Annotated in this window: 24 protein-coding genes; 10 read left to right on the forward strand and 14 right to left on the reverse strand. The window is 72.3% G+C overall.

What is annotated here, in order from left to right:
• Positions 1–19: 19 nt before the first annotated feature.
• From ACFZBU_RS09905 to ACFZBU_RS09920, 4 genes are all read right to left on the reverse strand, one after another.
• On the reverse strand, positions 20–925 hold the full coding sequence (locus ACFZBU_RS09905; protein ID WP_391582957.1) for a hypothetical protein: 906 nt from the start codon (positions 923–925) through the stop codon (positions 20–22).
• On the reverse strand, positions 922–3,012 hold the full coding sequence (locus tag ACFZBU_RS09910) for a hypothetical protein (RefSeq protein ID WP_391582958.1): 2,091 nt from the start codon (positions 3,010–3,012) through the stop codon (positions 922–924). Before ACFZBU_RS09910 ends, ACFZBU_RS09905 begins: the two co-directional genes overlap by 4 nt.
• A 1-nt stretch (position 3,013) precedes the next feature.
• Positions 3,014–3,847, reverse strand: coding sequence for a hypothetical protein (locus tag ACFZBU_RS09915; RefSeq protein WP_391582959.1), 834 nt, complete (start codon positions 3,845–3,847; stop codon positions 3,014–3,016).
• A 95-nt stretch (positions 3,848–3,942) separates the two neighbouring features.
• Positions 3,943–4,629: a Crp/Fnr family transcriptional regulator gene (locus ACFZBU_RS09920; protein WP_391582960.1), complete on the reverse strand. Its 687-nt coding sequence runs from the start codon at positions 4,627–4,629 to the stop codon at positions 3,943–3,945.
• A gap of 171 nt (positions 4,630–4,800) precedes the next feature.
• On the opposite strand from ACFZBU_RS09920, the gene ACFZBU_RS09925 reads away from it, so the two are divergent.
• Positions 4,801–5,169, forward strand: a complete 369-nt coding sequence (locus ACFZBU_RS09925) for a GntR family transcriptional regulator (RefSeq protein WP_391582961.1) — start codon at positions 4,801–4,803, stop codon at positions 5,167–5,169.
• 206 nt (positions 5,170–5,375) lie between these two features.
• On the forward strand, positions 5,376–6,533 hold the full coding sequence (locus ACFZBU_RS09930; protein WP_391583087.1) for a DUF5925 domain-containing protein: 1,158 nt from the start codon (positions 5,376–5,378) through the stop codon (positions 6,531–6,533).
• A 182-nt stretch (positions 6,534–6,715) separates the two neighbouring features.
• Here ACFZBU_RS09930 and ACFZBU_RS09935 read toward each other — a convergent pair whose 3' ends face one another.
• A complete protein-coding gene (locus ACFZBU_RS09935) occupies positions 6,716–7,507 on the reverse strand; it encodes an exodeoxyribonuclease III (RefSeq protein ID WP_391582962.1) in 792 nt (263 codons plus the stop codon).
• A 130-nt stretch (positions 7,508–7,637) separates the two neighbouring features.
• Between ACFZBU_RS09935 and ACFZBU_RS09940 the strand changes: the two genes are divergently transcribed.
• Positions 7,638–7,988: a nucleotide pyrophosphohydrolase gene (locus ACFZBU_RS09940; protein ID WP_391582963.1), complete on the forward strand. Its 351-nt coding sequence runs from the start codon at positions 7,638–7,640 to the stop codon at positions 7,986–7,988.
• Positions 7,989–8,018: 30 nt separating this feature from the next.
• On the opposite strand, the gene ACFZBU_RS09945 is transcribed toward ACFZBU_RS09940, so the two are convergent.
• Positions 8,019–8,390 carry a hypothetical protein gene (locus ACFZBU_RS09945; RefSeq protein ID WP_391582964.1) on the reverse strand — a complete coding sequence of 124 codons (372 nt, stop codon included), beginning with the start codon at positions 8,388–8,390 and terminating at the stop codon, positions 8,019–8,021.
• Positions 8,383–9,219: an ABC transporter ATP-binding protein gene (locus ACFZBU_RS09950; protein WP_391582965.1), complete on the reverse strand. Its 837-nt coding sequence runs from the start codon at positions 9,217–9,219 to the stop codon at positions 8,383–8,385. Before ACFZBU_RS09950 ends, ACFZBU_RS09945 begins: the two co-directional genes overlap by 8 nt.
• 1,162 nt (positions 9,220–10,381) lie before the next feature.
• Here ACFZBU_RS09950 and ACFZBU_RS09955 point away from each other — a divergent pair.
• Both ACFZBU_RS09955 and ACFZBU_RS09960 read left to right on the forward strand, forming a co-directional pair.
• Positions 10,382–10,984 carry a TetR/AcrR family transcriptional regulator gene (locus ACFZBU_RS09955; RefSeq protein ID WP_391582966.1) on the forward strand — a complete coding sequence of 201 codons (603 nt, stop codon included), beginning with the start codon at positions 10,382–10,384 and terminating at the stop codon, positions 10,982–10,984.
• A 68-nt stretch (positions 10,985–11,052) separates the two neighbouring features.
• On the forward strand, positions 11,053–12,189 hold the full coding sequence (locus ACFZBU_RS09960; protein ID WP_391582967.1) for a serine hydrolase domain-containing protein: 1,137 nt from the start codon (positions 11,053–11,055) through the stop codon (positions 12,187–12,189).
• A gap of 143 nt (positions 12,190–12,332) precedes the next feature.
• On the opposite strand, the gene ACFZBU_RS09965 is transcribed toward ACFZBU_RS09960, so the two are convergent.
• Positions 12,333–13,079 (reverse strand): hypothetical protein, encoded by a 747-nt coding sequence (locus ACFZBU_RS09965; RefSeq protein ID WP_391582968.1) that lies wholly within the window; start codon positions 13,077–13,079, stop codon positions 12,333–12,335.
• Positions 13,080–13,394: 315 nt separating this feature from the next.
• Here ACFZBU_RS09965 and ACFZBU_RS09970 point away from each other — a divergent pair, with 315 nt between their 5' ends.
• On the forward strand, positions 13,395–14,567 hold the full coding sequence (locus tag ACFZBU_RS09970) for an amidohydrolase family protein (RefSeq protein WP_391582969.1): 1,173 nt from the start codon (positions 13,395–13,397) through the stop codon (positions 14,565–14,567).
• Positions 14,568–14,681: 114 nt separating this feature from the next.
• On the forward strand, positions 14,682–15,257 hold the full coding sequence (locus tag ACFZBU_RS09975; RefSeq protein WP_391582970.1) for a Uma2 family endonuclease: 576 nt from the start codon (positions 14,682–14,684) through the stop codon (positions 15,255–15,257).
• 13 nt (positions 15,258–15,270) lie between these two features.
• Here ACFZBU_RS09975 and ACFZBU_RS09980 read toward each other — a convergent pair whose 3' ends face one another.
• Genes ACFZBU_RS09980 through ACFZBU_RS09990 form a run of 3 tightly spaced genes read right to left on the reverse strand, consistent with a single transcriptional unit; the run spans position 15,271 to position 18,235 of the window.
• Positions 15,271–16,443, reverse strand: a complete 1,173-nt coding sequence (locus tag ACFZBU_RS09980; RefSeq protein ID WP_391582971.1) for a type ISP restriction/modification enzyme — start codon at positions 16,441–16,443, stop codon at positions 15,271–15,273.
• Entirely contained in the window at positions 16,425–17,888 is a 1,464-nt protein-coding gene (locus ACFZBU_RS09985) for a carboxylesterase/lipase family protein (protein ID WP_391582972.1), read from the reverse strand. The genes ACFZBU_RS09980 and ACFZBU_RS09985 overlap by 19 nt, the downstream gene beginning before the upstream one ends.
• The gene (locus ACFZBU_RS09990) at positions 17,855–18,235 is read right to left on the reverse strand and encodes a TrmH family RNA methyltransferase (protein WP_391582973.1); all 381 of its coding nucleotides are present in this window, start codon (positions 18,233–18,235) and stop codon (positions 17,855–17,857) included. The genes ACFZBU_RS09985 and ACFZBU_RS09990 overlap by 34 nt, the downstream gene beginning before the upstream one ends.
• Before the next feature lie 22 nt (positions 18,236–18,257).
• Here ACFZBU_RS09990 and ACFZBU_RS09995 point away from each other — a divergent pair, with 22 nt between their 5' ends.
• Positions 18,258–19,553 carry a metallophosphoesterase gene (locus ACFZBU_RS09995; RefSeq protein WP_391582974.1) on the forward strand — a complete coding sequence of 432 codons (1,296 nt, stop codon included), beginning with the start codon at positions 18,258–18,260 and terminating at the stop codon, positions 19,551–19,553.
• 465 nt (positions 19,554–20,018) lie between these two features.
• Here the strand turns inward: ACFZBU_RS09995 and ACFZBU_RS10000 are convergent, their stop codons facing one another.
• The gene (locus tag ACFZBU_RS10000; protein ID WP_391582975.1) at positions 20,019–20,786 is read right to left on the reverse strand and encodes an SDR family NAD(P)-dependent oxidoreductase; all 768 of its coding nucleotides are present in this window, start codon (positions 20,784–20,786) and stop codon (positions 20,019–20,021) included.
• Between the two features lie 96 nt (positions 20,787–20,882).
• Between ACFZBU_RS10000 and ACFZBU_RS10005 the strand changes: the two genes are divergently transcribed.
• Both ACFZBU_RS10005 and ACFZBU_RS10010 read left to right on the forward strand, forming a co-directional pair.
• Complete coding sequence (locus tag ACFZBU_RS10005; RefSeq protein ID WP_391582976.1) at positions 20,883–21,479, forward strand: exonuclease domain-containing protein; 597 nt, start codon at positions 20,883–20,885, stop codon at positions 21,477–21,479.
• A gap of 157 nt (positions 21,480–21,636) precedes the next feature.
• Entirely contained in the window at positions 21,637–23,265 is a 1,629-nt protein-coding gene (locus ACFZBU_RS10010; RefSeq protein WP_391582977.1) for an amidohydrolase, read from the forward strand.
• 33 nt (positions 23,266–23,298) lie between these two features.
• Here the strand turns inward: ACFZBU_RS10010 and ppgK are convergent, their stop codons facing one another.
• Together ppgK and ACFZBU_RS10020 are read right to left on the reverse strand one after the other, a co-directional pair.
• Entirely contained in the window at positions 23,299–24,027 is a 729-nt protein-coding gene (ppgK, locus tag ACFZBU_RS10015; RefSeq protein WP_391583088.1) for a polyphosphate--glucose phosphotransferase, read from the reverse strand.
• A 115-nt stretch (positions 24,028–24,142) separates the two neighbouring features.
• On the reverse strand, positions 24,143–26,797 hold the full coding sequence (locus ACFZBU_RS10020) for a right-handed parallel beta-helix repeat-containing protein (protein WP_391582978.1): 2,655 nt from the start codon (positions 26,795–26,797) through the stop codon (positions 24,143–24,145).
• Between the last annotated feature and the right edge of the window lie 125 nt (positions 26,798–26,922).

Below are 26,922 nucleotides of genomic sequence, written 5' to 3' on the forward strand. Positions count from 1 at the left end.
CCTGGCCGTGCCCGATTCACTACCCGCGCGTCCCCGGTTCGCCCCTCGGGTCCGGACCGCCTTCCACCAGGCCGTCCCACAGGCCCAGGGTGCCCAGCAGCTCCACCCCCCGCGGCCCGGAGGCGGCAAGGCCGGCGACGATCGACTTCCGCAGTTGATTGCGCTCGAAGTCATCGGCGCTGCCGAGCAGGGCAAGCAATTCCGTGCTCAACGTGAGATCCGCACTCGCGGCCGAGCCGTGGCGATCGAGATGATCGACCACCGCCTTGATCTGATCGGGAAATCGGGTCAGCCAGTACGCGACCAGCGCCTCCGGGCCCTCTCGAATGAGCGCCCGGTGAAACTCCAACCGCACCCGGGTGAGCCGCTGTTCCTCCTTTTCCAGCGGCACCGCCCAGCGCGCCTGGTCCAGCGCCGCGCGGACAACGTCCGGAATTCCCTCGGCGTGCAGGAAGGCGCCCACCGGGCGATAGCTGAGCCCGTATTCCGCCAGCGCCATCGGGTGGGCCAATGCGGCGTCGAGTTCGTCCTGGAGTCGACCCTCGTCGGCGTCGTGCACCCCGGCCGTCGCCTTGCGGATGCGATTCTCCACGTCACGGCAAATGAAGGAGAAGGCGTCGACGGGGCGATGCAGCGCGACCGTCCTGGCGTCGTGTACCCACCAGTGCAGCTGTACCTGCACTCGACAGACGCGCTCCCCGTCCGGTCCGACCCGCAGTTCGAAGTCACGGATGTCGGCGAACTCGCGCGCCGCCACCCACCACAGCTCGGGAGCCCCGCGCACCTCCGCGAAGGTCGGCGTCGGGCGCGCGCTCGACGGCACCACCAGCACGTGATCGGCGTGCAGCCCCAGCCGATGGCGAAGCCAGGTCAGGCCGCGCGAGCCGGTGGCGGGCCGGACCAGGAGGGTGTGGTGGTCGGTCATGAGCTTGCTCCCCCGTTCGTTGGGACCGGCGGCTCCTCGAACGCGTTGATGGCGGGTTCGAGCACCGCGATGTCGATCACGTCGCCGTTGGGCAGGCCCTCGTAGGCCAGCCGGGTCAGGTCGTACGCGAGGCGTTCCAGGCCGTAGCCGCGCCCGGGCCGGAACAGCAGCGCGAAGGTCTCCCGCAGGGCTGCGGCGCGCTCGCGGTCACCGCGGGTGGAGCCGAGCAGCGTGGTGAACATCCGGGCCACCACGGCGTATCCGTCCCGATCGCGGACCGCGAGCCGGATCACCGCGAGGAACCGCTCACCGGTCAGCAGTTCGCTGCCGGCGTCCTCGCCGACCAGCGCGGCCGCCATCTCGGCGGCGGCCGTCGCCTCCTCCCAGTCCTCCACCCGCTCCAGCACCGACTCCGCGCGCATGCCGTCCCGGCACAGCGCCACGATTCCCTCCCGAGCCGCCGCCGCCACCGAACGGTCCCCGGTCCGGGCGAGGCGGAGCAGGTCGGTCAACGTGCGGCCGGGATAGACCGACGCCAGCCCCGGGTACGCCCGGGCCGCCATCAGCCGCAGCCCCGAGCGGGTGGTGTCCCGGCTCCAACTCGTCAGCAGATGCCGCACCTGGGTGGCCACGACCGCGTCCTGGGCCGCCGTCTTCAACGCCAGCACCGCCATCGCGCGCTTGGCGTCGTCGTCCCGGGCCCAGCGCAGCACCGGCGCCAGCGGCCGGTGCCCGCGGCCGGTGGCGATGAAGTCGCCGGCGGCCCGGGCGGCGACCCGGTAGACGTCCAGCGGGTGCCGTGGGGTCGCGGCCAACCAGTCCAGGAGCGGGTCGCGCAGGTCCGGATACACGTCCCAGATGTGCGCCCGCACCGACGCCGCCCAGTGCGGCCGGTTGAAGCCGACCACGTCGAGCCGGTAGCGGGCACCACCCCGGGTCGCGTCGGCGGCCACCGAGGTCGCGTTGATCGACTCCAGCCGGGCCGCGCGGGCCCGAGGCGGCCAGCCGTCGAGCGGTTCGCCGGTCGCGATCGGCAGGTGCTCGGCCAACGTCTCGCGCAGCGCCGTCGCCCGCTCGGTGACGATGCCGTAGTCCTGCCCCTCGAAGACCGCCGCCGCGATCATCAGCGCCCAGTCCGCGCGCCCGGGATTGGCGCGCAGCCAGCCGTCCACGGCGGCATGGTCGCGATCACGCAGCGCGGTCAACACCTCGGTCCTGGTGAACCTGCCGTCGGCCAGATCGGCCAGGTCGCCGGCGATGGTCGCGGCCCGATCCGGCCGGCCGCCGTCGGCACGCACCAGTTCGGCGATGTCCTCGTCGACCAGGTCCAGATGCCGGCGCTCCCAATCCCGACCCAGGTGGTAGGCGAGGTGGCTGTGCAGCACCTGGAGCGGATCGGGCCGTTCGCACGGCACGTGCCAGGGCGCCCAGAGCGCGAGCACCGGCGCGGTGGCGACCGCCGTCACCACCAGCACGCTGTCCCGCTCGGCCAGCCGGCGGCGCAACATTTCGAGGTCGTGGCGGGTGTAGCCGGCCAGCAGGTCCGCGGCGGCGGAGTCGATCACGTAGCCCCGGCCGCGCTGGATCCGGCGGGTCATCAGGTCTTCTTCGGGGTCGAGCGCGATCACCTTCTCGACGTACTGGTCCTGCATCAGGTGCAGGGCCAGCGTGCGCTTTCCCGACTCCGCCTCGCCGGTCAGCAGGATCAGATGCCGCGCCATCATGCCGCGGGCCCGCAGGTATCCCTTCGGCGGCACGAACGTGCGGCAGACGAGATCGCTCTCCTCCTTCCAGATCGGGCCCTCCCGCGCCTGCCGCGGCCGGCTCGCGGTGCCGGGGCCGCCGGCGGCGGTCATGTCCCCGAACATCCGCGATCCGAAGACGTGGTTGCCGGTCGTGCCGTTGAAGTTGACGATCACCGTCGTGGCCGCGTCCAGGAGCGCGAACTCCTCGTCGGCCCACGCTTCGTCGCTCTGCTGCGGGTCGAACCGCGGCCGATCCCCGCCGACTTCGTCGACGCCCTCGTGCGGCGGTCCGCCGTCGACCGAGGCGACCGGGTCGAGCGGTCGCGTGTCCGGGACGGTCATCTCAGACGCCTCGGGCCGGGCCGCCGAAGTGCGGCTCGTCGTCCGGGTCCCGGTGGTCGTTCCGGCCGTCGGTGCCGAAGTTCATGTCGCCGTGGTGGGTGCTGCCCAGCACGTTGTTCCCGTGCAGGTTGCCGCCGATGTGGAACTGCTGCCCGCCCGCGCCCGGTTCCGGACGCGGCGCGCCGGCCGCAGGCCGGGCGGATGCGGCCACCGGTTCCGGTCGTCGCTCGGGTTCGGCCGCCGGCGCCGGGTCCAGCGCCGCCGGCAGATCGTTCGCCGGCGCGTGTACCCACGCGAGTTGCCGGGTGTCCTTGACGTGCGACTCGACTCGGCGGAACCAGGCCGGTTCGACCGCCTCCGTGTATCCGCCCAGCACGGCGGTGCGGTACACGATGTCCGAGACGATCGCGGCGACATGGCCCTTGGTCGACCGCAGCGCGGCGCGCACGAAGGCGTCGTCCAGCAGTCGACACAGCTCGTTCTTGGCCGCCCCCGAACCGTCGGACACGTGGATCGGGCCCACGTGCACGGCGGCTCGCATCCGCAGCGACGGGCCCTCGTGCAGGCGCGCCCGGCTGCGCAGCCCGCGATCCAACCAGTAGACCGCGTCGACCAGTTGATGTGTGCGGTCGTCGGCCATGGTCAGGATCAGCCCGTCGCCGGTGTCGTCGACGTGCGCCACCTGCTCGTCCCAGTCCAGACCGGCCCGCGCGAACGCCTCCCGGACCACCGTGCCGATGGCCTCGCGAACCTTGGGCAGCAGTACGTCCCGGTTGTGCGTGAACTTCTCGGCGTCCACGGCGAACAATGCCCGGATCGATGGCATATCGGACACGGATTCCCCCTTCGGTGAGCGTGTGACCACGCTGGGTTCGACGGGTCCACCGTGCCGCAGCCGTGCGCTCGGCGCCGCGTACTTTTACCCTCCGCTCAGGATTCGCGGGCGCGACCCGCCGCGAGGCGGGCGAGTGATTCGGCATCCTCGATGACGAATCTGCGCTCGGCATCGACGGAGACCGCGCCCATCTCGCGCAGCCGGGCGAAGGCCTTGACCGCCGACTCGCGCCCGGCCGCGACCGAAGCGCCGAGCTCGGGCATGGTGACCCGGATCGCCACCCGACGGCGACCGTCGCCGACCTCTTCACCGCATTGCTCGGCGAGCGTGAGCAGGCGCTCGGCCATCCGCTCCAGCACGTTCCTGGCCCGGTAGTTCAGCCGCTGCGCGTCGGCCTGGCGCAGCCGACGGGTCATCACCATCAGCAGGCCGATAGCCACCCCGGGCCGCCGGTTCAGGAAGAGCAGGAACTGATCCGTGGTCAGCGACCAGGCCAGTACGTCGCCGATGGCGATCACCGTGGCCGAGTGCGGACCCCGGTCCAGCGCGGCGATCTCGCCGAACACCTCGCCGGGTCGGCGGTACGCGAGCACGACCTCCCGGCCGTCCTCCGAGCTGCTGACCACCTTGACCCGGCCGGCCGCCAGGAACAGCGCCTCGGTGGCGTGCTCACCCTCGCGCATCAGCCGATCGCCGTCCGTGTATCGCCGAACCCGGCCGATCCGCCGCCACTCGGCCACGTCCTCCGCGCCCAACCGCTCGTCGTACGTCTCCGCCGCCACGCCAAGCCCCCGTCCGTCGCCGTCCTCCCACCCTGCCGGACCGGCTTGCGACCGTCCGGCGATTCCCGGATCCGAAAACCGACAGGGCGGCCGGTGGACCGACGCCCACCGCACGACCCTCCCGGTGCGCAAACCGGTGTCGGCGGCGCCCTCGGCACTACGCTCGCGGGCATGGTGATCACCATCGATCCGACCTCCGCCGTCGCGCCGTTCGAACAGATCCGGGCCCAGTTGGCCGATCAGGCCCGGGCCGGCGTGCTGCCTGCCGGCACCCGGCTGCCCACCGTGCGCGGGCTGGCCGGCGAACTCGGACTCGCACCCAACACCGTCGCCCGCGCCTACCGCGAGTTGGAGGCGGACGGTGTGATCGAGACCCGGGGCCGGTCCGGGAGCTTCGTCGCCGCCGTCGGCGACACCACACAGCGTGCCGCGAGCGAGGCCGCCCTCGAATACGCGCACCGCGCGCACCGGCTCGGCCTGACCCGCGACGAGGCGATCACGACCGCGCTCACCGCTTTCGACGCGGTCTACGACGGCTAGTGCCGCGCCCGGCGGATCTTGGTCGGGCCGCCGAACCGGGCCCGGGTCGAGCCCTCGAACGCCCGTCCCACCCGGGCGCCCGCCCCCGCGCGGCGACCCGGAACCGTCACCGTATGTCGCCGGCCGGCACCGGTCGGGCCGGGAAACCGCTACCCGAAAACCCCTGTACGGACGGCCCGAGGCACCGGATCATCGAAATCATGTCGATGCCTCGCCAGACGCCCCGCCCAGCGGATGGGGCGCCGAGTTCAGCCGGTGACGACCCCTCAACGCTGCTGCCCTTCGTGTTCGGGCTCGATGACGCGGACACCCCGTACGACGCCGTGGACGGACTCGCTCTCGCCGCCTTCCTGACCGGCGCCCAGCCGTGGGCCCGGACCACCCGCCTGGACCGGGTCAAACCCGGCGCCCGACTCGTGCCCCGCGGCGCCAAGGTGGTGCGCGCCGTCGAGGAGGACGACCGCTCCTCCCAACTCGCCGTCGGCGACGGCTGGACCCTGCGCTCGGTCCGCTGGCGCAGCGGCGGCGGCGAGGTGACCGTGACCGCCGTCGACGAGAAGGTCGGCCGCGCGGTGCTGAAGAAGGCAGTCAAGGGTGCGGTGGCCGATCCGCCGCCCAAGGACGAGGCCGTCGCTATGGGCTTCTGGTACTTCTCCGCCCGGCGCGGGCCGTACCGCACCACCAGGGCGATCACCGCCGCGCCGTGGGAGGACATCCGCCGCAACTACACCGCGCCGACCGCCGGCGCCTTCGATCGGCTGATGAAGGTCACCCCGGACGACGTGTCCGGCCGGCTGATCCTGCTGCACGGCCCGCCCGGCACCGGCAAGACCACGGCGCTGCGCGCGCTGGCCCGCTCGTGGCAGGACTGGTGCCGGATGGACTGCGTGCTCGACCCGGAGGCGCTGTTCGGCGACACCGGCTATCTGATGGACGTCGCGATCGGGCGCGGCGACGAGGACGAGGAGTCGCAGGACAAGTCCAAGAAGCAGCGGTGGCGGCTGCTGGTCCTGGAGGACTGCGACGAACTGATCCGGGGCGAGGCCAAGCGCTCGGCCGGTCAGGCGTTGTCCCGGTTGTTGAACCTGACCGACGGGCTGCTCGGGCAGGGCCGCAACGTGATGGTCGCGATCACCACCAACGAGAACCTCGGCCGGTTGCATCCGGCGGTGGTCCGCCCGGGTCGGTGCCTGGCCCAGATCGACGTCGGCCCGCTGGACTTCACCGAGGCGCGCGAGTGGCTCGGCACGGCCGACGGCATCGGCACCCAGGCCACCCTCGCCGAGCTGTACGCGCTGCGCAACGGCGCGGCACCGGTGGAGGTCGAACGACCGCAACACGGCGGCGAGGGGTTGTATCTGTAGCCCGCCCGACCTGTCGTGCGCCCGACCGCGGCGCAACGCGCCCGAACGCACCCGCTCTCGGAGCCGACCGACGGCCTCCGAGAGCGGGCAGGATCCTGGTGCCGCGCCCGGCGACGTTCTCGGCGGGGCGGCGAGGTGCCGTGCCGGGCGCCGCGACGGGGTGAACGTGGCCGGGCGCGGGACTAGACGTCCAGGTCCACCACGACCGGCGCGTGGTCGCTGGTGCCCTTGCCCTTGCGGGCCTCCCGGTCGACGTACGCGTCGGTGACCGAAGTCGTGAACGGCGTGTTGCCGTAGACCAGGTCGATCCGCATGCCCTTGTTCTTCGGGAAGCCCAGTTCGCGGTAGTCCCAGTAGGTGAACGGGACGTCGTACTTGAGCGCCCGGGGCATCACCTCGCGCAGCCCGACCCCCTCCAGCGCGGTGACCGCGTCCCGCTCGGCCTGCGTCACGTGCGTGGAGTTCTCGCCGAACAGCGAGATGTCCCACACGTCCCGGTCGGTGGGCGCGACGTTGAAGTCGCCGAGCACGGCGAAGGGTCGCGGGCCCGCCGCATCCGCGGCGACCGCGGCGCGCAGCGCGGTCAACCACTTCAGCTTGTAGGCGTAGTGCGGGTTGTCCACCTCGCGACCGTTGGGCACGTAGACCGACCACACGCGCACGCCGCCGCAGGTCGCGGAGACCGCCCGGGCCTCGTGCGGCCCGTCGACCTCCGGGAAGCCCGGCCCGGCCTCCAGACCGAGGGTGACGTCCGCCAGGCCGACCTTGGACAACACCGCGACGCCGTTCCAGCGCCCGCCGGCGTTGACGGCCGACTCGTAGCCGATCTCCTGAAGCTCCTTGGTCGGGTATGCCTCGGGCGTGGACTTGAGCTCCTGTAGGCACACCACGTCGGGCGCGGCCCGCTCCAGCCACTCGAGGAGCTTGGGCAGCCGGGCCCCGATCGAGTTGATGTTCCAGGTGGCGACCCTCATGCGAACCTTCCAGAGCGGACGACGGCTTTCGGACCCGCCGGATCGACCGGACGTGTCCACGGTCATTCTCTCTCGTCGGGGTGACACGACCGGTGCGCGCCGGGCGCGTCGGATGCGGTAGGCATGGGGGATGGACACCACTCCCCCGGCCCGTTCCGACCTCGCCGACCTGACCGCCGCGCTCGTCGCGTTCTCCGCGGAGCGGCACTGGCAGCCCTTCCACACGCCGAAGAACCTGGTGATGGCGCTGAGCGTGGAGGCGGCGGAGTTGGTGGAGATCTTCCAGTGGCTGACCCCGGAGCAGGCCGCCGACGTGATGTCGGACCCGGCGCGCGGCGAGCACGTCCGGGAGGAGATCGCGGACGTGCTGGCCTACCTGCTCGGGCTCGCGGACCGGCTCGGCATCGACCCGGCGCAGGCGCTGCGGGACAAGATGGTCAAGAACGCGATCAAGTACCCGCCGGGCGCGCCGGGGCTGTAGGGCGGGTCTTCGATGCTCCGCCCGGCACCGCTACGACCGACGCAGCCGGATCCAGCGCCGTGCGCGACCGATCCCGTGCGCGGCGCGCGGCTCGCGTCCGCCCGGCTTCGCGCCGACCGCGACCACGAGTCGCGTCTGGGTGCGCGGGGCGTCGGGTTCGTACGGCAGGGCGCCGAGATCGCCGGGCAGCCCGTCGACCGCGGACCGGGCGCCTTCGATCGGCCCCGGTGTGCCCGCCCGCCGCTCCCGGATCGCACCGGTCGCGGCGGTCTCGGCGAGCGCGCCGATCCGGCGGCCCTCGGCCGGGTCCGGTGTGCCCGCCCGCTGCTCCGGGATCCTGCCGATCCCGGCGATTTCGGTGACGTGGTCGACGTCGACGTGTGGCATTTCGGTCTCAGGCATCGCGTACTCCCCCGGAACATGCGTCCACGGCGCGGCGGTCCCGCCGCACCTCGGCCGGCGTGCCCTCCGCAACCACGCGGCCGGATTCCAACACGGTGACCCGATCGCACAATGCGTCGACGAAGTCGATCTTGTGGTCCACCACCAACAGCCCCACACCGTCCGCCGCTACGCCGCGCAGAAGCAGCAGCAGGGCGTCCGTCTCGCGCTCGTTCAACCCGGCGCTCGGCTCGTCCAGGATCAGCACCCGAGGCACCGCCACCATCCCGCGCGCGATGTCCAGCAACCGCCGTTCGCCGTAGGTCAGTACGTCCGCGCCGCGTTCGGATCGACCCCGCGCACCGGCCCGATCCGGGGTGACCCGGGTACCGAACTGCCGCTCCCGCTCGACCCGCGCCATCAGCGGGCGGGACAACCAGGCCGCGAGCAGCCCTCGATGCCGGATGTCCGAGCCGGCGAGCACGACGTTGTCCGCGCCGGAGAGCGCACGCACCGGTTGCGGCGTCTGGAACATCCGGACCAGGCCGGCCCGGCGCGAGCGTTCGGGGCTGCCCAGGCGGACCGGCAGCCCGGCCACGAACAGATCGCCGGTGGCCGGCACCACTCCGGTGATCGCGTTCAACAGGGTGGTCTTGCCGCTGCCGTGCGGGCCGATCACGCCGACCGCCTCGCCGCGATCCACCCGCACGGACACCTCGTCCACGGCGCGGACCCCGGCGAAGTCCACCCGGATGTCCCGGGCCCGCAGGACGGGTTGGCGGACCTGATCGGAAGCGGTGGCCGGGATCGGTTCGGGTCCGGACGCGTACAGCCGCACCGGGTCAGGCATGGTCGCCCTCCTTCGAATGACCCGGCTCGCGCGCGTGCACGACGGCCGTTCGCGCACGCGTGGCCGGGTCGCTCGAACCCGCGGGCACCGCTTCCCCGAGCGGTTCCGCGTACGCCGCGGCGACAGCAGCCGCGGCGAGCCTTGCCTCGGGCCGCCGACCGCACGGCCCTCCGGGCCCCGAGCCGGGGCGCGCATGCGGGCGCGCCCCGGCCTCGGACCCTTCCCCCGGGCGGCGCGCGGGACCGGACGCCATACCTGACACGGCGTCACCCCCCGCCCGCGCACCACCCGTATCGGGGGCCGAACCGGAAGCCGGATCGATGGGCGAACAGGGCTCCCCCGCCCCGTCCGACCACGACCCGGATGTATCCGGGGCGGCCCCCGCGCCCCGGTCGGACGCCGACTCCCCTCCTGACCCGGCGTCACCTCCCGGCCACGACACGATTTCTGTACCGGTTTGGTTCATCTCGTCCCGCCCGATCCGGTCGCCCGAGTCGGGAACAGCCCCTGCGGGCGCACCACGAACACGGGAATCGGAACCGGACGCGTCAACATCCCCGGGGTGTCACGCAACCGGTGGCCGGTCCACGGGAGTTCCCCCGGACCGGTGACCGGGCAGCCGATCGCCGGGTGGGCGACGGCGGCAAGCGGCGCGACGAGGCGGGCCATGATTCAGGACACGCCGGGTACGGACGCCGGGAGTTCGGCCGATGCGCTGCCGCGGGCGCCGATCGACGGCGCGATGCGGGCGGACCGGATCGAGCCGCCCGTACGGGGATCGCCCCCGACGGGTCGCCGACTGGTTCGCCCTGCTCTCGCGGTGCATGTCGTGCGCACGGCATGCGCCGTGTGTGTCGTCCAACGAGCCATGGGAGCCAACGCCTCTCGCGTCGTCTCCCCGCCCGGCCATCCCCCACGGAGTCCCGGATGCGGCTCAAGCTAGACCGCAACCACCTTCGCCGGCAAGGGACTTGACAGCGCTTCGGGAACTGGCGTAGAAGGTTCAGCACAATCTAACAAATGTTAGATAGGCAGTCAGGTTCTTCCTTAGGTTCTCCCTGAAGGCAATCCCCCACAGATCAACGGCAACCGCTCCACCTGCGGTTAGGCTGCACAGCACCAAGGCAGCCTCATCCACCCGCCGGACCGAGAACGGGCGCTCATGGCACGCAGGAAGACGGAACCCGAAGCACTTCCGCGCCGGGAGGTGATCCTGTCCGAGGCCGCAACGCTGTTCGCCCGCAAGGGCGTTGTCGCGTCGACGGTCCGTGAGATCGCCGACGCGTCGGGCATCCTCGCGGGCAGCATCTACCACTGGTTCGGTTCCAAAGAGGACTTGGTCGACGAGATCCTCACCGCCGCGATGCGCGACCTGTCCACCTGGTACGACGAGGCGTTCGCCGATGCGCAGACGTCGAGCGACCGGCTGCGCGGGCTCGTGCATGCCGCGTTCCGCACCATCGAGCACCACCCCGACGCGGCGACGATGTACGTCCGGGACTACGCGTACCTGGCCACGCTGCCGCGCTTCGCGCATCTGGCGATGGACGGTATGCGCGTCCGCGACCTGTGGCTGAACACCCTCCGAGAGGGGATCGAGTCCGGGGAGTTCCGCGCCGATCTGGACCCGGAGCTGGTCTACCGCTATCTCGCCTATCCGCTGTGGCTGACCGCCGGCTGGAAGTCCGGCGTCGACCGCACTCTGCCCGAATTGGAAGCCCAATTCACGGCGCTCGTACTGGAAGGCGTCACCCCCCGGAACTGACGAGGCGAAGGCCGCCGGCCACGCCGGCGGGGGTGGGGTACTTCGAGCGCTCGCGAAAGGACCACACGATGCACGTCGACGGTTTCGTCGCGCCCGGATTCGCGCCCGTACAGGCCGCGTTCGAGGAGAACTTCGCGCTCCGCGGCGAGGTGGGCGCCGCGCTGGCGGTCCACCTGCACGGGGCGCCCGTGGTGGACCTGTGGGGCGGATTGGCCGAACCGGACGCGGGGCGCAGTTGGGAGCCGGACACCGTACAGGTGGTCTGGTCGGTCACCAAGGGCCTGGTGGCGACCTGCCTGGCGGTGCTGATCGACCGGGGGCTGCTCGATCCCGCGCTGCCGGTGTGCCGCTACTGGCCGGAGTTCGCGGCGGCCGGCAAGCGCGACGTGACGGTGGCCCAACTGCTCTCGCATCAGGCCGGGTTGCCGTTCCTGGACGAGCCGATCACACTCGCCCAGGTGGCCGTTCCGGACGCGCTGGCGGATGCGTTGGCCGCCCAGCGGCCCGTATGGGAACCCGGTTCGGCGCACGGCTATCACGCGGTGACCTGGGGCTTCTACGCGAGCGAGCTGATCCGCCGGGTGGACGGTCGCACGGTGGGCACGTTCCTGGCCGAGGAGGTGGCCGGACCGCTCGGCGTGGACGCGCACATCGGCCTGCCCGCGACCGTGGTGCCCAGGCTCGCGCACCTGACCACTCTCGCACCGACGGATCCCGCGCTGCTCGACCTGGACTCCGACCTCGGACGGGCGATGCTCGCACTGCCCGAACTCGCCGCTCCCGGCGCGGATCACGACCCGGACGTACTCACGTGGGAGGTGCCCTCCGGGCTCGGTGTCACCAACGCCCGGGCGCTGGCCCGGGTGTACGCGATGCTCGCCGGGGGCGGCACGCTGGACGGTGTGCGATTGCTCTCGCCCGCGACCGTCACCGAGGTGACCCGCACGGTGGTCGAGGGTCCGGATCGGATCCTGGGTGAACACACCGCGTTCAGCCTCGGGTTCATGAAGCCGGAGACCGCGTTCTTCGCCGTCTCCACCGACTCCGCCGCATTCGGCCACCCGGGCAGCGGCGGCCCGTTGGCCTTCGCCGACCCGGCATCGGGGCTGGCCTTCGCATACGTGACGAACGGCCAGTCCCCCCTACATACGGACGTACGGGCACTCGGCCTGATCGACGCGGTACGGGGGTGCCTGGAGCGGTAGGGGACGCGCGAGCGGGGCGGGTCGCGGCCGGACGGGGCCGGGACGCGGCGCTGCGAGGCACGGTGAGCGGAGGGGCACACGAGCCGCTTCGCCGCGCAACCCAACGGACGGGGCCGTGCGCTCGGGAGCGGCGAGCGCTCGCCTCAGCGGCGGTCGCGGCGGCCGGCGGCGCGGGTCAGGCCGCCGACGAGCAGTAGGGCGCCCGCCGCCAGGCTCAGCGGCAGCAGCGGGGCCGAGCCGGTGTTCGCGACGTGGTCGGTGATGGCTCGGCGGGCGATCACGGCGGGCCCGTCGTGGACCGCCCGCTTGGCGGCGGCGCCGCGGTCCTTGGCCACGGCGTCGCGCGGGCCGGGAGAGCCGGGCCGACGCGGGAGTTTGCCGGGGACCGACGGCGCGCGACCGTCCGCCCGCCGTCGATGCGGTCCGGCTCCGGCTCGATCGGCCTCGGGCCGGGTCGGGGCGCCGGGCGACACCGCCGGCGCGGCGCCCGGCTCGGCGCTGCGGGCGGCATCCGGCAGGCCGGGGCAGTCCGGCCGGCTCGGAGCGCCGCCGAGGGTGCGGGTGCGGTCGTGCAGGAGCGAGGTGAAGTCCGCCTCGTCCCGATCCGTCGCGCTCGAAAGCCTCGGGTCGGGACAGGGCTCCGCGGGGATCGCGTCCATCCCGGGCAGCCGCACGCCCGGCCGGAGCGGCCGGCTCGACGGCAACGGTGACAGCGACGGCAACGGGGGCGGGATCGGCCGGCGAAGCGCCTCGGCCGAACTGCGGCCGACCGCGGGCGAGGATCCGGTGAGCGGCACCGCGGCCCCGACCGGGACCGCGGCCGCGCCGAGCACGGTCACGCCGAGCGCGACCACCAGCGACGCCGCCCGACGGTTTCCGTGTCTGCTCACCCGACCACGCTAGGTCGCCGGGCCCGTCCCCGACCTTCGCCGCGCGAACCGTTCCCTCGTTCGGCCCAGCAGCCATCACCCACACGGGAAGTCCCGCACCGCGACACCGGCGCAGCTTCGGTGCCGAACCGCGCGGGAGCACCGGACGGCGAACTGATCGACATCCCAAAAAAAGACAGCCTTCCTTACCTTGTAACGGCGTCACGATTCGAGCGACAATCCCGGGACACCGGGACCGGAGCCGGAGCCGAACCCCGATCCGGAACCGCGTCCGGACCGCGTCCGGATTCGTGCCGCTCCGAGGGGGTCTTCGCCATGCGCGTCTTCGACGCCGACAACCACTACTACGAGGCCATCGACGCCTTCACCCGACACCTGGATCCGAGGCTGGGCGAACAGGTCATCCAGTGGTGCGAGATCAACGGCCGCAAGTACCACGTGATCGGCGGCACGGTGAACCACGCCGTGGTCAACCCGACCTTCGACCCGATCGCCAAGGCCGGCGCGATGGCCGAGTACTTCCGGGGCAACCCCTCCGGGCGCAACCCGCTGGAGTACCTGCGCGAGCGCGAGCCGATCCGCCCCGAATACCGCGACCGGGACGCCCGGCTGGCGGTGATGGACAGTCAGGGGCTGGACGGGATCTGGCTGTTCCCGACGCTGGGGATGGTCTACGAGGCGGCGCTCGCGCACGATCCGGCGGCGGTCGGGCAGTTGTACTCGTCGTTCAACCGCTGGCTGGAGGAGGACTGGGGGTACGCCTACCGGGACCGGATCTTCGCCGCGCCCTACATCGCGCTCGCCGACCCGCAAACCGCCCTCGCCGACCTGGATCGCGCGCTGGCGGGCGGCGCCCGGATCGTGTGCATGCGCCCGGCCGCGCCGAACACGGCGGACGGCCCGTACCCACCCGGGCACCCGGTCTTCGACCCGTTCTGGGCCCGGGTGAACGAGGCCGGCGTGCCGGTGATCGTGCACGCGGGCGACAGTGGCTACTCGGCCAACGGATACAGCCGCAAACAGGGCCTGCGCACCGACTTCAAGGGGGGAGGCGGTCCGTCGGTGACCATGCTGTGGACGATGGAGCGGCCGATCTTCGACTTCCTCGCGTCGCTGATCCTGGATCGCCTGTTCCAGCGCTTCCCGAACGTGCGCGTGGTCTCGGTGGAGAACGGCTCCGAGTTCCTCGGCGATCTCTTCCGCAAGCTGCGGTCGGTCGGCCGCAAGATCCCCGGTCTGTTTCCCGAGGACCCGGTGGAGACCTTCAGGCGGCACGTCTGGATCAACCCGTTCTGGGAGGACGACCTCACCGAGGTGGTCGACCTGATGGGCCCCGGTCGCGTCGTCTTCGGCTCCGACTGGCCGCACATCGAGGGTCTCCCCGACCCGAGGGACTACGAAAGCGAACTCGAGCCCTTCGACGAAGGCACCAAAGCCATGATCATGGGCGGAAACGCCAGGGAACTGAACACCCCGCGTCCGATCTGAGCCCGGCACCACCACACAACGGAACACCTTCCCGGTTTGTCACATATCGGGAAAGTGATTCTCGTGCCTCGGTAGGGTGGTAAGCGTTCGCAGGCATCCACAGGAGGCATCGAGATGGGCAACGGCCCCCAGTCCACCGACTCCGTTATCGCTGCCCTCTTCGAGTCGATAGAGGCACCGGAAACCGTCCAGGTGGAGCTGATCGGAGGCCGCATCGTGATGTCACCCACTCCTGTCAGCGGACATGGCGGGCTGCTGCGCCGACTGTTCTCGAGGTTCCTGGAACCGAACCTTCCCGAAGGCATGGACGTTCCGATGTCCCCCGTCACCATCATGCTTCCCGGCATCGGTGGTGACGGATACGTCCCCGACATGGTTGTCTTCGACGAAGACGCAAACTGGGACTTCGATGACTGGAAGCTTCCCGCCGACGTCGTCCATCTCGTCGTCGAGGTCGTCTCCGCCGGTCGCGAAAGTCAACACGACGACCGTGAGGTCAAGCCATTCGGCTACGCCTCCGGGCCGATCCCGCTCTACCTGTTGATCGACCCGCTCCGACAGGAAGTCACCCTCTTCGCATCCCCTTCGGACGGCAAGTACCAGGAGCGGCACACCGTCCCCTTCGGTGGCCGCATTCCCGTGCCCGACCCCTTCGACGCCGTCCTCGACACGTCGATCTTCTTTCGCTGAACCCGCCGGGTGGTCAGACCAGGACGGCCTGGCCGCCCGGGCCCTCCTCGGTGATGTCGAGGACCGTCGGTGGGCGGCGGGTCGCGGGGGCGGGCGGGAGCAGGGCGCAGGGGTCGAGGGTGGGGGCTTCGGCGGCCCGGGTGCGGAGCGTGGCCTGCTCCTCGGCCAGGTCGGCGAGCAGGCCCAACACGTGCAGCAGGTCGATCAGTTCGCTGGTCAGATCGCTCGACCAGGTGCGCTCGCGGACGCGTTCCAGGCCCTCGCCCGGGGGCTCGGTGCGGGCCGCGATCCACGGTTCGAGGATGCCCAGGTCCCACACCTCGCGCGGGACGGGCCCGATCCGGCCGGTGCCCAGCAGCAGCGAACGGCTCTCCTCGTCGTAGGTCGCGCCGATCGGCCGGGCCGGCACCGGTTCGCGAACGAACGGGCGCCGGCCGCCCGGCAGTCGGGGTTTGCCCTCGCCGGGGCGGCCGAACCGCGCGCCGAACGTGTACAGGGCGATCAGTCGACGGCCGAGCTCGACGCCCGCCGCCCACAGTCGCGGGTCGGCGGTCAGCGGCACCCGCGCCGGGTCCACCGTCACCGCCACGATCCAGGCGAACAGGTCCTCGGCCGCGACCGGGACGGCGAGCCGGGCCGCGAGCAGTTCGACCAGTCCGGGCGCCAGGTTGGGCTCTCGGCCCGCCGGGTCCCGATACAGCGGCGCGACCCGCCCGCCGCGACCGCCGTGGTGGGCCGCGTCCGGCAGCAGGGCACTGCACAACAGCGGCCACGGATCCCCCGCTTGACGCTGCGTCAGGTAGACCTGCCGATCCCCGCGCACCCGCCACAACTCGGGCCGGGCGAAGTCCACCACACGGTGGTCGGCGACCAACCACTGCCGATCGAACGGCCGCCGGGCGACCCGCACCAGCCGAGGCGTCGCACCGACCTCACGCGCCAGCGGCCCGGCCGGCGCGTCACACCCGGGCAACGGCGCGGGCCGGGACGTCTCGTTCCGCGAACGGGTCGGCTGCAACAGGGCGTTCCGGTCCTCGGCGGCGGCCAACCGGGCCCAGCGCCGACGCAGCGTCTCCCGTTCGGGCGCGTACACCCACGTCCGTCCCGTGCCGATCCCGCTCGTCCCCCACGGCATCAGGTCGGCGAGCGCGGCCGTCCCGACCGGGCTCACATCGCGTGGTCCCACACCCGCCGCTCCTCCCGATCCGGATCCCCGACCACCGTCGCCGGCACGTCGAGCAGCATCGTGTGCCGCTCGATCGGGTCGTACCGGGGCCACTCCGGCAGCCCGTCGGCCACCGGAGGCCCGCCCCGGACGAACGCGGCCCACGCCTGCTGGATCCGGTCGGACAACTCCTGTGCCGCGGGCGGCACACCCCCGGTCAGCCAGCGGCCGAGCGGCGTGTCGAGCGTGCCGAACACGAACGGGATGTCGATCGCGTGCGGCGACCCGAGTCGTTGCGGATGCGCCCTGGGCGCCCAGCGGAAGCGGTACATGTAGGCCGTGCCGCCGGCCGCGAGCTGCGCCTCGGCGAGCCGGACGGTCGGTATCCCGTAGGACTCGGCGGTGAGCAGCCGGATCCGCCGCGAGCGCCCGTTCAGCTCCGGGTAGAGCTCCGCGTACGTGCGCACCAGGTCGGCCAGCGCGTCCGGACGGCGCAGGTTGGCCAGGTCGGCGGGTACCGGCTCGCGTGCGGCCGTGCCCTCCGTGACCACGAACATCTGCTCCTCGTCCTGGTTGGACCCGAGCAGGATCGGCACGTCGCCCCGGATCGCCCGCAGCGGGGCCACCGGCAGCGGCCCGGCCGGGTCGACCACCGGCCGGAACACGAACCGCGCCGTGCCGCGCCCGATCGCCTCGGCCTGTGCATCGAGCAGGTCGGCCACGGGCACCTCGATCAGCTCCGCGGCCCGGTCCGGGGTGATCCCGAGCGCGGCCAGCACGTCACCGGTGGCCTGCTCGGCCTCGGGCACGCTGCGCAACGTCTGCGCCCCGCCGCTCTGCACGATCGCCCGCCGGAAGAGCCCGCGCGCGGCGGGCAGCGCGAGCAGATTGGCGGTGAGCTTGGCCCCGGCCGAGACTCCGCCGAGGGTGACCCGGCGGGGATCCCCGCCGAACGCGCCGATGTGCTCGCGCACCCAGCGCAGCCCTTGCACCACGTCCAGGAGCGCATTGGCCGAGGAGGCGGCGTACTCGTCGCCCAACAGGTGCCGCAGGTGCAACAGCCCCAGTACGCCGAGCCGGTAGGCGAGCGTGACCACCACCACGCCGCGCCGGGCGAACCCGCTGCCGTCGTAGACGCCCTCGAACGACGCGCCGCCGGTGTATCCGCCGCCGTGCACCCACACGAGCACCGGATGCGGGCCGGGTTGGGCGGGCGCGTGGATGTTCAGGTACAGGCAGTCCTCGTCGACGGCCACCGGGGCGGCCCCGTACTGACCCATCGGCTGCGGCGCCGCGCGGGCGAACTCGCGTGCGTCCCGATCCACGTCCCAGGCCGCGGGCGGCCCGGCCGGCCGAAACCGGGCCGGTCCCAGCGGCGGCGCGGCGAAGGGCACCCCCCGAAAGATCCGAACACCGTCCGACTCCTCGCCGATCAGGCCGCCCAGCGACGTTCGTACACGCACCATGGCACCGAGCATAGGACCCGCCGTCGGAGCAGACCCGCGAGCTTGTACGCGACCAGGGACCCGGCCACCGCGACATCGAGACTCGTGCCGGTGCCGATCATCGGGATCTCCACCATCTCGTCGAGGTGGGGGAACGCCTCGGACGGGATGCCGTCGCTCTCGTGGCCGAGCACGGCGATGGTGGGGCAGCGGGCGGGTTCGAGGTCGGCGAGGCGAACCGCGTCGTCGGCGAGTTCGACACCGAATACGGCGAACGGCGCCGCATTGCGCCCACGGGAGCAGGCTCGGATACTCCGCGAGCCGGATGCCGGTGCCGACGCGGGCGTGACACGCTTCCTGGGAAACATCCATTCACCCGGGAGTCCTGCCTTGACCGTTGTCCTGGTGATCGTCGCGGCCGTGGCCGTGCTCGCGCTGCTGGTCGGCGTGCACCTCTACGTGTGGCGGCGGCTGGTGCGCGACACCACCCGGTCGGGGCTCGTGCGGCGGATCGGCGCGGGCGCGGTGATCGCCCTCGGGCTGTCGATGGTGGGTGCGCTGGTCCTGCCCAAGGCGTTCGGCCCGCGCGGCACGGAGTGGATCGCGTGGCCGGGCTTCGTCTGGATGGCCCTGCTGTTGTACGTCGTGCTCGCGCTCGGAGTGCTGGAGGTGCCCCGGGTGCTCGCGCTGCGGGCGCTGCGGCGGCGCGCGACGGCCGAGCCGGTGTCGGCCGAGCTGTCGGCCGAACTGCCGGTCGCGGTGCCCGTCGGCGCGGACGGGCCGGATCCGGACGGCGGGGAGCCCGCCCCACCGGCTCCCGCACCGCAGGCCGCCGCCCCGGGCACGCCCCTGGGGCCGGATCGCCGCCTGGTGCTGAGCCGGTCGGTCGCGCTGTTGGCGGCGGGCACCTCGCTGGGCACCGTCGGCTATGGGATGACCCGGGCCCTGGGCGCACCGCGCACGGTGCGGGTGCGCATACCGGTCGCGCGGCTGGATCCGCGGCTGGCCGGGTTCCGGATCGCGGTGGTCGGCGACATCCACCTGGGTCCGCTGCTCGGGCGCGCACACACCACGCGGGTGGTGGAGACGATCAACCGGACCAATCCGGACCTGGTCGCCATCGTCGGCGACCTGGCCGACGGCACGGCCGGGCAACTGGGCGGCGACGCCGCGCCGTTGCGGCGGCTGACCAGCCGATACGGCAGCTTCTTCGTCACCGGCAACCACGACTACATGTCCGGTGCGGCGGACTGGGTCGCCGAACTCGCCGAGTTGAACGTACGCACGCTGGCCAACGATCGGCTGGAGATCGCCCGGGGCGGCGCCGCCTTCGACCTGGCCGGGGTCAACGACGTCACCGGCAAGTCCCACCACGACGGCCCGAACTTCGCCAAGGCACTGGGCAATCGCGACCCGTCCCGCCCGGTGGTGCTGCTCGCCCACCAGCCGGTCCAGGTGGACGACGCCGCCAAGTACGACGTCGACGTGCAACTCTCCGGCCACACCCACGGCGGCCAGATGTTCCCGGTCCAACTCCTGGTCAAGCTCGACCAGCCGGCCGTCGCCGGCCTGCACAGGGTCGACGACACGATGCTCTACATCACCAGAGGCGCCGGCTTCTGGGGCCCACCGGTCCGCATCGGCGCACCCCCGGAGGTCACGATGGTGGAACTCCACCCGAAGTAGGCGGACTCGAACCGAAGCCCTGATGGGCGCCCCGTCACCGCATCCGCAGCAACGTGCCCGGGTCGAGCACGATCGGCGCGAACGCCGGCAGCGTGGTCACGGAGCCCGGCTAGGCAGAGCCGGATGCCGCGTACGTGTCGCCGGCGAGCGTGTAGGTCTCGACGGTCAGGGTCTTGGGGTCCACGACCCGGCAACGGTGACAACAACGGGATACCATCGAGGAGCTCGATGCGCACAAGCGAACTCTCCTGAACCGCGAACACGTCTCCGGCGGTCCACTCGTGATCGAAAACGGCACGCATGTGCGCGCTCCCGAGGACGTCGGCTCCCTCGCCGGTTCACCGTAATTCTGGCAGCGCCACCTGCCCACGTCGGCTCGTCGCTCCTCGGCTCACCCGTCCGAGCTACACCTCCCGGCGGTCCCGGGGCCTTGAGGAGGCGCCGCGACCGCCGGGAGGCATGGGCTCAGACCGTCTCCGTCATACCTCCGTCGACCATCAGGTGGGTGCCCGTCACGAAGGAGGCCTCGTCGCTGAGCAGGAAGCGGACGGCGCCGGCGATTTCCTCCGGGCGGCCCAGCCTGCGCAGCGGGGAGCTGTTCTCCATCCGCTCCCGGGTGCCGGGCCGGGCGAAGGAGCGGGCGAGCATCGGGGTCTCGATGTAGCCGGGGCAGACCACGTTGCTGCGGATGTGGTACTCGGCGAGCTTGGCGGCGATCGAGCGGTTCAGGCCGAGCATGCCCGACTTGGATGCGCAGTAGGACGGGTTGAGCGCGTTGCCGACGATCGCGTTCAGCGAGGCGATGCCCACGATCGCGGACCCGGCGTGTTCGCGCAGGTGCGGGGTCAGGGCTTGGACCAGCAGCGCGAACGAGCGCAGGTTGACGTCCAGGACGCGGTCCCAGTTCTCCGCGGTGACCTCGGTGATCGGGGTCGAGTCGACGATGCCCGCCGCGTGCACGAAGCCGCCGATCGTGCCCAGCGCCTCGGCCGAGGCGTGGATCGCGGCAGGGTGGGCCTCGGTGTCGGTGACGTCCAGGGCCAGACCGAGCGCCGGCACCCCGTGCTCGGCCTCGATCTCCTTGGCCGCCTCCTCGACCGGGCCCGCCGCGATGTCCCACAGCGCGACGGGTCGGCCGGTCGCCGCCAGCGCCCGCGCGGTGGCCCGCCCGATGCCCGAGGCACCGCCGGTGATCACGACGCCGGTCTCGGGTGATGTCTTGTGCGTACCCATTTCGAACTCCTCCGTGGACGGGTGGACCAAACATCTGACGTACCGTCAGAACAAAACCAGTGGTAGCACGCCCGCCGAGGTGTTGTGCTGACCGGCATGGCAAAACGACTGATGGACCTGCTGCTGGTGATCGATGTCGAGGCGACCTGCTGGGACGGCCCGACCCCGGAGGGGCAACGCAACGAGATCATCGAGATCGGCCTCGCCACCCTCGACATCGCCACCGGTGAGCGCGTCGACCGGCACGGCATCCTGGTTCGCCCCACCCATTCCACCGTCGGCGCGTTCTGCACCGAGCTGACCACGCTGACCCAGGCGGATGTGGCGACCGGCCACACCTTCGCCGACGCATGCGCCCTGTTGCGCGGCGAGTTCAGGGCCCACCAGCGCGTCTGGGCGAGCTGGGGCGAGTACGACCGGCAGCAGTTCGAGCGCCAATGCGCCGCCGAGGGCGTCCCGTACCCGTTCGGCACCCGCCACCTCAACGCCAAGTCGCTGTACTCGCTCGCACACGGCCTGGACCGCGAACTCGGCATGGCCGCCGCCCTGGAGCACGCCGGCCTCCCGCTGGAGGGCACCCACCACCGAGGCATCGACGACGCGTGGAACATCGCCGAGCTGCTGGGCGGCATACTGCGTGCTTCGCGCCGGGATCGACCGGGTACCCGATCGGTGGCACCATCCGCCCCGTAGACCCCACGCGCCACACCCGCCCCTCCGGGCCCACGACCCCGGCGCACCGACCACGGCCGAGCCCACGCAGATCCCGCAGGTCCCGCAGATCCCACACATCCCCAGGATCGCCCGGGATCTCGAAAGTTCCGAAAGTCCCGACAGGAGCAGCCGCACCATGGCCCAGGACACCCCGAGCGCCGACCTGGTCCTGACCGGAACCGTGATCACGGTGGACGAGGACCGACCCCGCGCCGAGGCCGTGGCGATCGGCGCCGGTCGCATCCTGGCGGTCGGAGACGCCGCCGACATGCCGATCGGGCCCGCCACCCGCGTGGTCGAGCTGGGCGAGCGCTGCGTGCTCCCCGGATTCGTCGAGGCGCACGGCCACGCGGTGGCCGAGGCACTGCTGTTCGGCAAGGGATCCGTTGCGGACATCCGGGCCGCGTCGATGGACTCCGCCGAGGCCGTGCTCGCCGCGATCCGGGCGGGCGTCGCGAACGGGCACGAGCTGATGTACGGCTGGGACCCGCTCTCGTTTCCCGATCTGCCGCTCGCCGACCAGGACTTCCTGGACCGACTCGCCCCCGATCGCCCGCTGGTGGTGGTGCACCACTCGGGACATCTGGCCTGGTACAACCGCGAATCCGGCCGTCGACACGGCATCGACCGGAACAGCCCGGACCCACCCGGCGGCCGATACGGGCGCGACGCGCACGGCGAGCCGGACGGCTCGGCCTACGGCATCGAGGCGATCGCCGAGATCACCACGCCCACCGGACCGCTCCCCGGCCGCCGCGACGTACTGCCGCCCGGCCTGGCCGACACCCTGGCCGGGATGAGCGCCGTCGGCCTGACCATGGCCGGCGAGATGGCCTGTCTGGCGCCGTGGCGCGACGCGCTGCTCGACCCCGCCCGCAGACCCGCGCCGAGCACCCGACTGCGCCTGTACGAACCGGCTTCCGCCGCCCTGCGCAGCACCGGCCGACCCGACGCCGGCGACGACCTGATCCGGCAGAACGGCATCAAGGTGTGGGTCGACGGCTCACCCTGGGCGGGCACGATCGCGGTGTCCTTCCCGTACCTGGACACCGAGCTGACCCGCCGACTCGGCGGCGGCGAACGCCCGCACGCGAGCACCAACTACACGTGGGACCAACTCGCCGAAGTGGTCGAGGCGTACTTCCCGCACGGCTGGCAACTCGCCTGCCACGCACACGGCGACCTCGCCATCGACATGATCCTGGACGTCTACGAGAGCGTGCTCACCCGCTACCCGCGCCCGGACCACCGGCTGCGGATCGAGCACGTCGGCGCGATGCGCCCGGACCAGTTCACCCGCGCGGCGGCCCTCGGGGTGACCGCGAGCGTGTTCATGGACCACGTCTACTTCTGGGGCGAGGTGCTCACCGACGAGTTGTTCGGGCCCAAGTACGGCGCCCGCTGGGCGGCGGCCGGGTCCGCGGTGGCCGCCGGCATGCGGATCTCGCTGCACAACGACCCGCCCAGCACGCCGGAGAACCCGCTGCACAACATCACCGTCGCCACCACCCGACGCTCGCGCCGGGGCAGGGTGCTCGCCCCCGAGGAGCGGCTGACGGTGGCCCAGGCGATCCGCGCGCAGACCCTGGACGCGGCCTACCAGCTCTTCGCCGACGACATCACGGGCTCGATCACCCCGGGCAAGTACGCCGACCTGGTGGTGCTGTCCGCCGACCCGTACACGGTCGCGCCGAGCGCGATCACCGATCTCGACGTGCTCGCCACCTTCCTGGCGGGCGAGCAGACCCACGGCGATCCGCTCTGAGCGCGTCGGCGCGCAGGGCCTCGGCGTCGGTCGTCAGTCGCCGGTCACCAGCATCGCCGCGCCCACGATGCCCGCGTCGTTGTGCAGCTTCGCGGGCACCAGGTCGGCGCGGACCTTGATGTACGGCAGGAACTTCTCCGGCTTCTTGCTGATCCCGCCGCCGATGATGATCAACGACGGGGAGAAGAGCATCTCCACGTGCCGCAGGTAGTCCTGTACCCGCCCGGCCCACTTCTCCCAGGACAGTTCGTGCGTCTCCCGGGCCACCGCCGAGGCCCGGTGCTCGGCCTCGTGGCCGGCCAGCTCCAGGTGGCCCAGCTCGGTGTTGGGCACCAGCCTGCCGTCCACGAACAGCGCGCTGCCGATGCCGGTGCCGAAGGTCAGCATCAGCACCGTGCCGCGCTGCCCCGCGCCCGCGCCGAAGCGCATCTCGGCCACCCCGGCCGCGTCCGCGTCGTTGACCATCGAGACCGGCCGGCCCAGCGTCGCGGTGAACAGCGCGTCGGCGTCCAGGTCGATCCACGACTTGTCCACGTTCGCCGCGGTGCGCACGATGCCGTCCCGGACCACGCCCGGGAAGGTGATGCCGACCGGCCCGTCGGTGTCGGCGAACTGCTCCAGCACCTCGCGGACCACACCGATCACCGCCTGCGGCTCGGACGGTTCGGGCGTGAGCAGCCGCACCCGCTCGTGGGTCAGCCGTCCCGCGTCGGTGTCCACCGGCGCGCCCTTGATCCCGGTCCCGCCGATGTCGATGCCCATGACCGGCACGTGAGGCTCCTTCGCCGTCGCAAACCATCCACAACCTTGCGCACCATCCCCCTGCGGCGCGGGACGACCGCACTCATCGGCCGTTACCCCGCCCACGCGGGCCGATTCACCGCAACTCGGGGAGATCCTCCGGATGCAATGTGCGCAACTCCTCCATGCCCGCGCCCGGCAGTTGGGCCAACCGGGTCGCATGCCGCTCGATCATCGCCTCGAACGTACGTCGCGCCTCACGCGCGTTGCCGAACGCGGCACCGCGCGGAAGCCGGCGGAAGTAGCCGAGCAGCGCGTCGCAGGCGTCGTCGGTGAGCACGTACTCGTGCTCGCTCACCTGCTTGCGGGTGATCTCGACCAGTTCGTCGGCCGAGTAGTCCTGGAAGGTGATGGTGCGTGAGAACCGGGACCCGAAGCCGGGGTTGGCGCCCAGGAAGCGTTCCATCTCGTCGGTGTAGCCGGCCACGATCACCACGACGTCGTCGCGGTGGTCCTCCATCATCTTCACCAGTGTGTCGATCGCCTCCCGGCCGAAGTCGCGCGAGGGATCCGGCGGAGCCAGGCTGTAGGCCTCGTCGATGAACAGCACGCCACCGCGGGCCCGGTCGAAGACCTCCTTGGTGCGCGGCGCGGTCGAGCCGATGTGTTCGCCGACCAGGTCGACCCGGGAGACCTCGACCAGGTGGCCCATCCGCAACACGCCGAGCGCCTGCGCGATCTCGCCGTACAGCCGGGCCACCGTGGTCTTGCCGGTGCCCGGGGAGCCGGTGAAGACCAGGTGCCGGCGCAGCGTCGGCGCCTTGAGGCCGGCCTCCTCCCGCCGCCGGCCGACCGAGATCAGGTCGATCAGGTTGCGCACCTCGGTCTTGACGCCGGCCAGCCCGACCAGGCCGTCCAATTCGGCGAGCAATTCGTCCACGGTGCGCCCGGACGTCTCGGCGATGTGTTCGTCGGCGGCCACGCCGTCGCGCGCGCCCGGGATCGGCAGCGTGGCGGTGAGCCTGGCCACGCCCTGCGGCTGCGCGCCGGCCGCCGCGACCGGGCTCGGCGTACCCAGAATCCCGCCGGCGGCCGGTGTCTCGGCGCCGCTCGCCCCGTCCCCCTGCGACGTGCACTCGACCGCCACCGGGCCCGGGCCGGCGAACTCGAAGCCGCCCTTGGCGTTGTCGCGCGTGGTGCAGCGGGTGAACACCGGGTGGCAGCCCTCGCGCACGTTGACGCCGTAGCCGCGCCCGCCCAGCACCTCGCAGTCCTCGAAGTCGCCGCGCCCACCGCCGGAGATCCGAATGCCCTCACCGGTCGCCCGGTCCACCCGGACCCGGCGCACGGTGGGACCGGCCGCGCCGGTGACCGAGACGCCGTCGGTGGTGTCCTCGATCGTGCAGTCGGCGATGATGCCGCCGCAGTCCGACTCCATGAACCACACGCCGGTGGTGGCCTTGCGGACCTTGCAGGACTTGACCGAGACCACCGCGCCCGCGCCGATCCCGATGCCGGTCTCGTCCACGTCGTGGATCTCGCAGTCGTGCATGGACAGGCCGGTGCCGGAGCCGGCCACCTTGACCCCGTCCAGCACGTCGTGGATGCGGCACTCGCCCAGCGCGGCGTCGGCACCGTCGGCCACCCACACGGCCGGCTTGCCGCCCGTGGAGTCGTGGAATTCGCAGTCGATCGCGGACGCGCGGGCGCCGTGGTCGGCGAGGGAGAGGCCGTTGCGGCCGAAGCTGCGGATCGTGCAGCCGCTGAGGGTGACCTCCGAGTGGCCGTGCACGTCGACGCCGTTGCGGCCCATGTCGCGCAGCCGACAACCGACCAGGGTCAGGTTGGCGCCGCGGTCGACCGATACGCCGTTGCCCTCGGCATCACGGATCGTGCAGTCGTCGAGCGAGAACGTGGCCAGGTCGTCGGCCTGGACGCCGGTGCCCTTGACCGAGGTGATCTCGGTACGCGAGAGCGATCCGGCGCTGCCCTGCCCGCCGACCGAGATGCCCGCCCAGCCGACCCGCTCGATCCGCGAGTCGGCGATGATCGGCGCGGCGCCGCCCGCGACGCAGATGCCGCCGCCGCCCACGTCGTGGATGTGCAGGCCGGTCAGGTGCGGCGAGGCCTGGTCGCCGACGAACACCGCGGGCTCCGCGTCGGAGCCGTCGTGGATCTCGCACTCCTGCACGCTGCCGGTGGTCCCCGGGCCGGTGAATCGCAGCCCGTGCCCGGACGCGTCGCGCACCCGCCCGCGACGCAGGATCGGCGCGCTGCCCTCGCGCACGTCGAAGCCCTCGCGACCGGTGTCGCCGATCTCGCAGTCCTCGAAGGTGCCGCGCGAGCGGCCGGTCACCCCGATGCCCACCCCCTGCGGGTTGCTCACCCGGCAGCGGCGCACCATCGGGTCGGCTCCCGCGCGCAGTTCCACGCCGACCACCGAGGCGGCGCGGACCACGCACTCCTCCAGTATCGGCGCGCAGCCCTCGATCACGATGGCCGGCGACAACACGCCGGCGCCGCCCTCGACGACCAGACCGTGCACGGCCGCATCCGACGTGATCGTCAGCGCGACGCCGTCGGCTGCGGTCAGCACCACCGTCCCCGGACCGTCCGAGCCGACCACCGTCACCGGGACGGCGATCGACACGTCCTCGCGGTACGTCCCGGGCGCGACCAGGATCGAGTCGCCCGCCGCCGCGGCACCGACCGCGGCCCCGATCGAGGTGTACTCACCCGCGCGCCGTCGCCAACGAGTGCCCTGCACCACCTGAAGAACCCGACCCGTCATGGCGCCCCTGCCACCAGCCCCTCGGTCCGCACCCAGCACCCTCGCGAGTCCACCGTAAAGCGTCGCGGGCGGCCCCATTACCGGGTCTGCCCCGAGGGCCCGGACGCTGCGTCGTCGGTGGACCC

Source organism: Embleya sp. NPDC008237, from assembly GCF_042956465.1.
Lineage (GTDB): Bacteria > Actinomycetota > Actinomycetes > Streptomycetales > Streptomycetaceae > Embleya.

What these genes read in the sequence shown, in the direction of transcription:
- ACFZBU_RS09925 (WP_391582961.1), top strand. Translation starts at nt 4,801, where the DNA reads ATGGTGATCACCATCGATCCGACCTCCGCCGTCGCGCCGTTCGAACAG.
- ACFZBU_RS09910 (WP_391582958.1), bottom strand. Translation starts at nt 3,012, where the DNA reads ATGACCGTCCCGGACACGCGACCGCTCGACCCGGTCGCCTCGGTCGAC.
- ACFZBU_RS10000 (WP_391582975.1), bottom strand. Translation starts at nt 20,786, where the DNA reads ATGGGTACGCACAAGACATCACCCGAGACCGGCGTCGTGATCACCGGC.
- ACFZBU_RS09935 (WP_391582962.1), bottom strand. Translation starts at nt 7,507, where the DNA reads ATGAGGGTCGCCACCTGGAACATCAACTCGATCGGGGCCCGGCTGCCC.
- ACFZBU_RS09930 (WP_391583087.1), top strand. Translation starts at nt 5,376, where the DNA reads ATGCCTCGCCAGACGCCCCGCCCAGCGGATGGGGCGCCGAGTTCAGCC.
- ACFZBU_RS10020 (WP_391582978.1), bottom strand. Translation starts at nt 26,797, where the DNA reads ATGACGGGTCGGGTTCTTCAGGTGGTGCAGGGCACTCGTTGGCGACGG.
- ACFZBU_RS10010 (WP_391582977.1), top strand. Translation starts at nt 21,637, where the DNA reads ATGGCCCAGGACACCCCGAGCGCCGACCTGGTCCTGACCGGAACCGTG.
- ACFZBU_RS09960 (WP_391582967.1), top strand. Translation starts at nt 11,053, where the DNA reads ATGCACGTCGACGGTTTCGTCGCGCCCGGATTCGCGCCCGTACAGGCC.
- ACFZBU_RS09940 (WP_391582963.1), top strand. Translation starts at nt 7,638, where the DNA reads ATGGACACCACTCCCCCGGCCCGTTCCGACCTCGCCGACCTGACCGCC.
- ACFZBU_RS09985 (WP_391582972.1), bottom strand. Translation starts at nt 17,888, where the DNA reads ATGGTGCGTGTACGAACGTCGCTGGGCGGCCTGATCGGCGAGGAGTCG.
- ACFZBU_RS09905 (WP_391582957.1), bottom strand. Translation starts at nt 925, where the DNA reads ATGACCGACCACCACACCCTCCTGGTCCGGCCCGCCACCGGCTCGCGC.
- ACFZBU_RS09950 (WP_391582965.1), bottom strand. Translation starts at nt 9,219, where the DNA reads ATGCCTGACCCGGTGCGGCTGTACGCGTCCGGACCCGAACCGATCCCG.
- ACFZBU_RS09990 (WP_391582973.1), bottom strand. Translation starts at nt 18,235, where the DNA reads ATGTTTCCCAGGAAGCGTGTCACGCCCGCGTCGGCACCGGCATCCGGC.
- ACFZBU_RS09945 (WP_391582964.1), bottom strand. Translation starts at nt 8,390, where the DNA reads ATGCCTGAGACCGAAATGCCACACGTCGACGTCGACCACGTCACCGAA.
- ppgK (WP_391583088.1), bottom strand. Translation starts at nt 24,027, where the DNA reads ATGGGCATCGACATCGGCGGGACCGGGATCAAGGGCGCGCCGGTGGAC.
- ACFZBU_RS09955 (WP_391582966.1), top strand. Translation starts at nt 10,382, where the DNA reads ATGGCACGCAGGAAGACGGAACCCGAAGCACTTCCGCGCCGGGAGGTG.
- ACFZBU_RS09975 (WP_391582970.1), top strand. Translation starts at nt 14,682, where the DNA reads ATGGGCAACGGCCCCCAGTCCACCGACTCCGTTATCGCTGCCCTCTTC.
- ACFZBU_RS10005 (WP_391582976.1), top strand. Translation starts at nt 20,883, where the DNA reads ATGGCAAAACGACTGATGGACCTGCTGCTGGTGATCGATGTCGAGGCG.
- ACFZBU_RS09970 (WP_391582969.1), top strand. Translation starts at nt 13,395, where the DNA reads ATGCGCGTCTTCGACGCCGACAACCACTACTACGAGGCCATCGACGCC.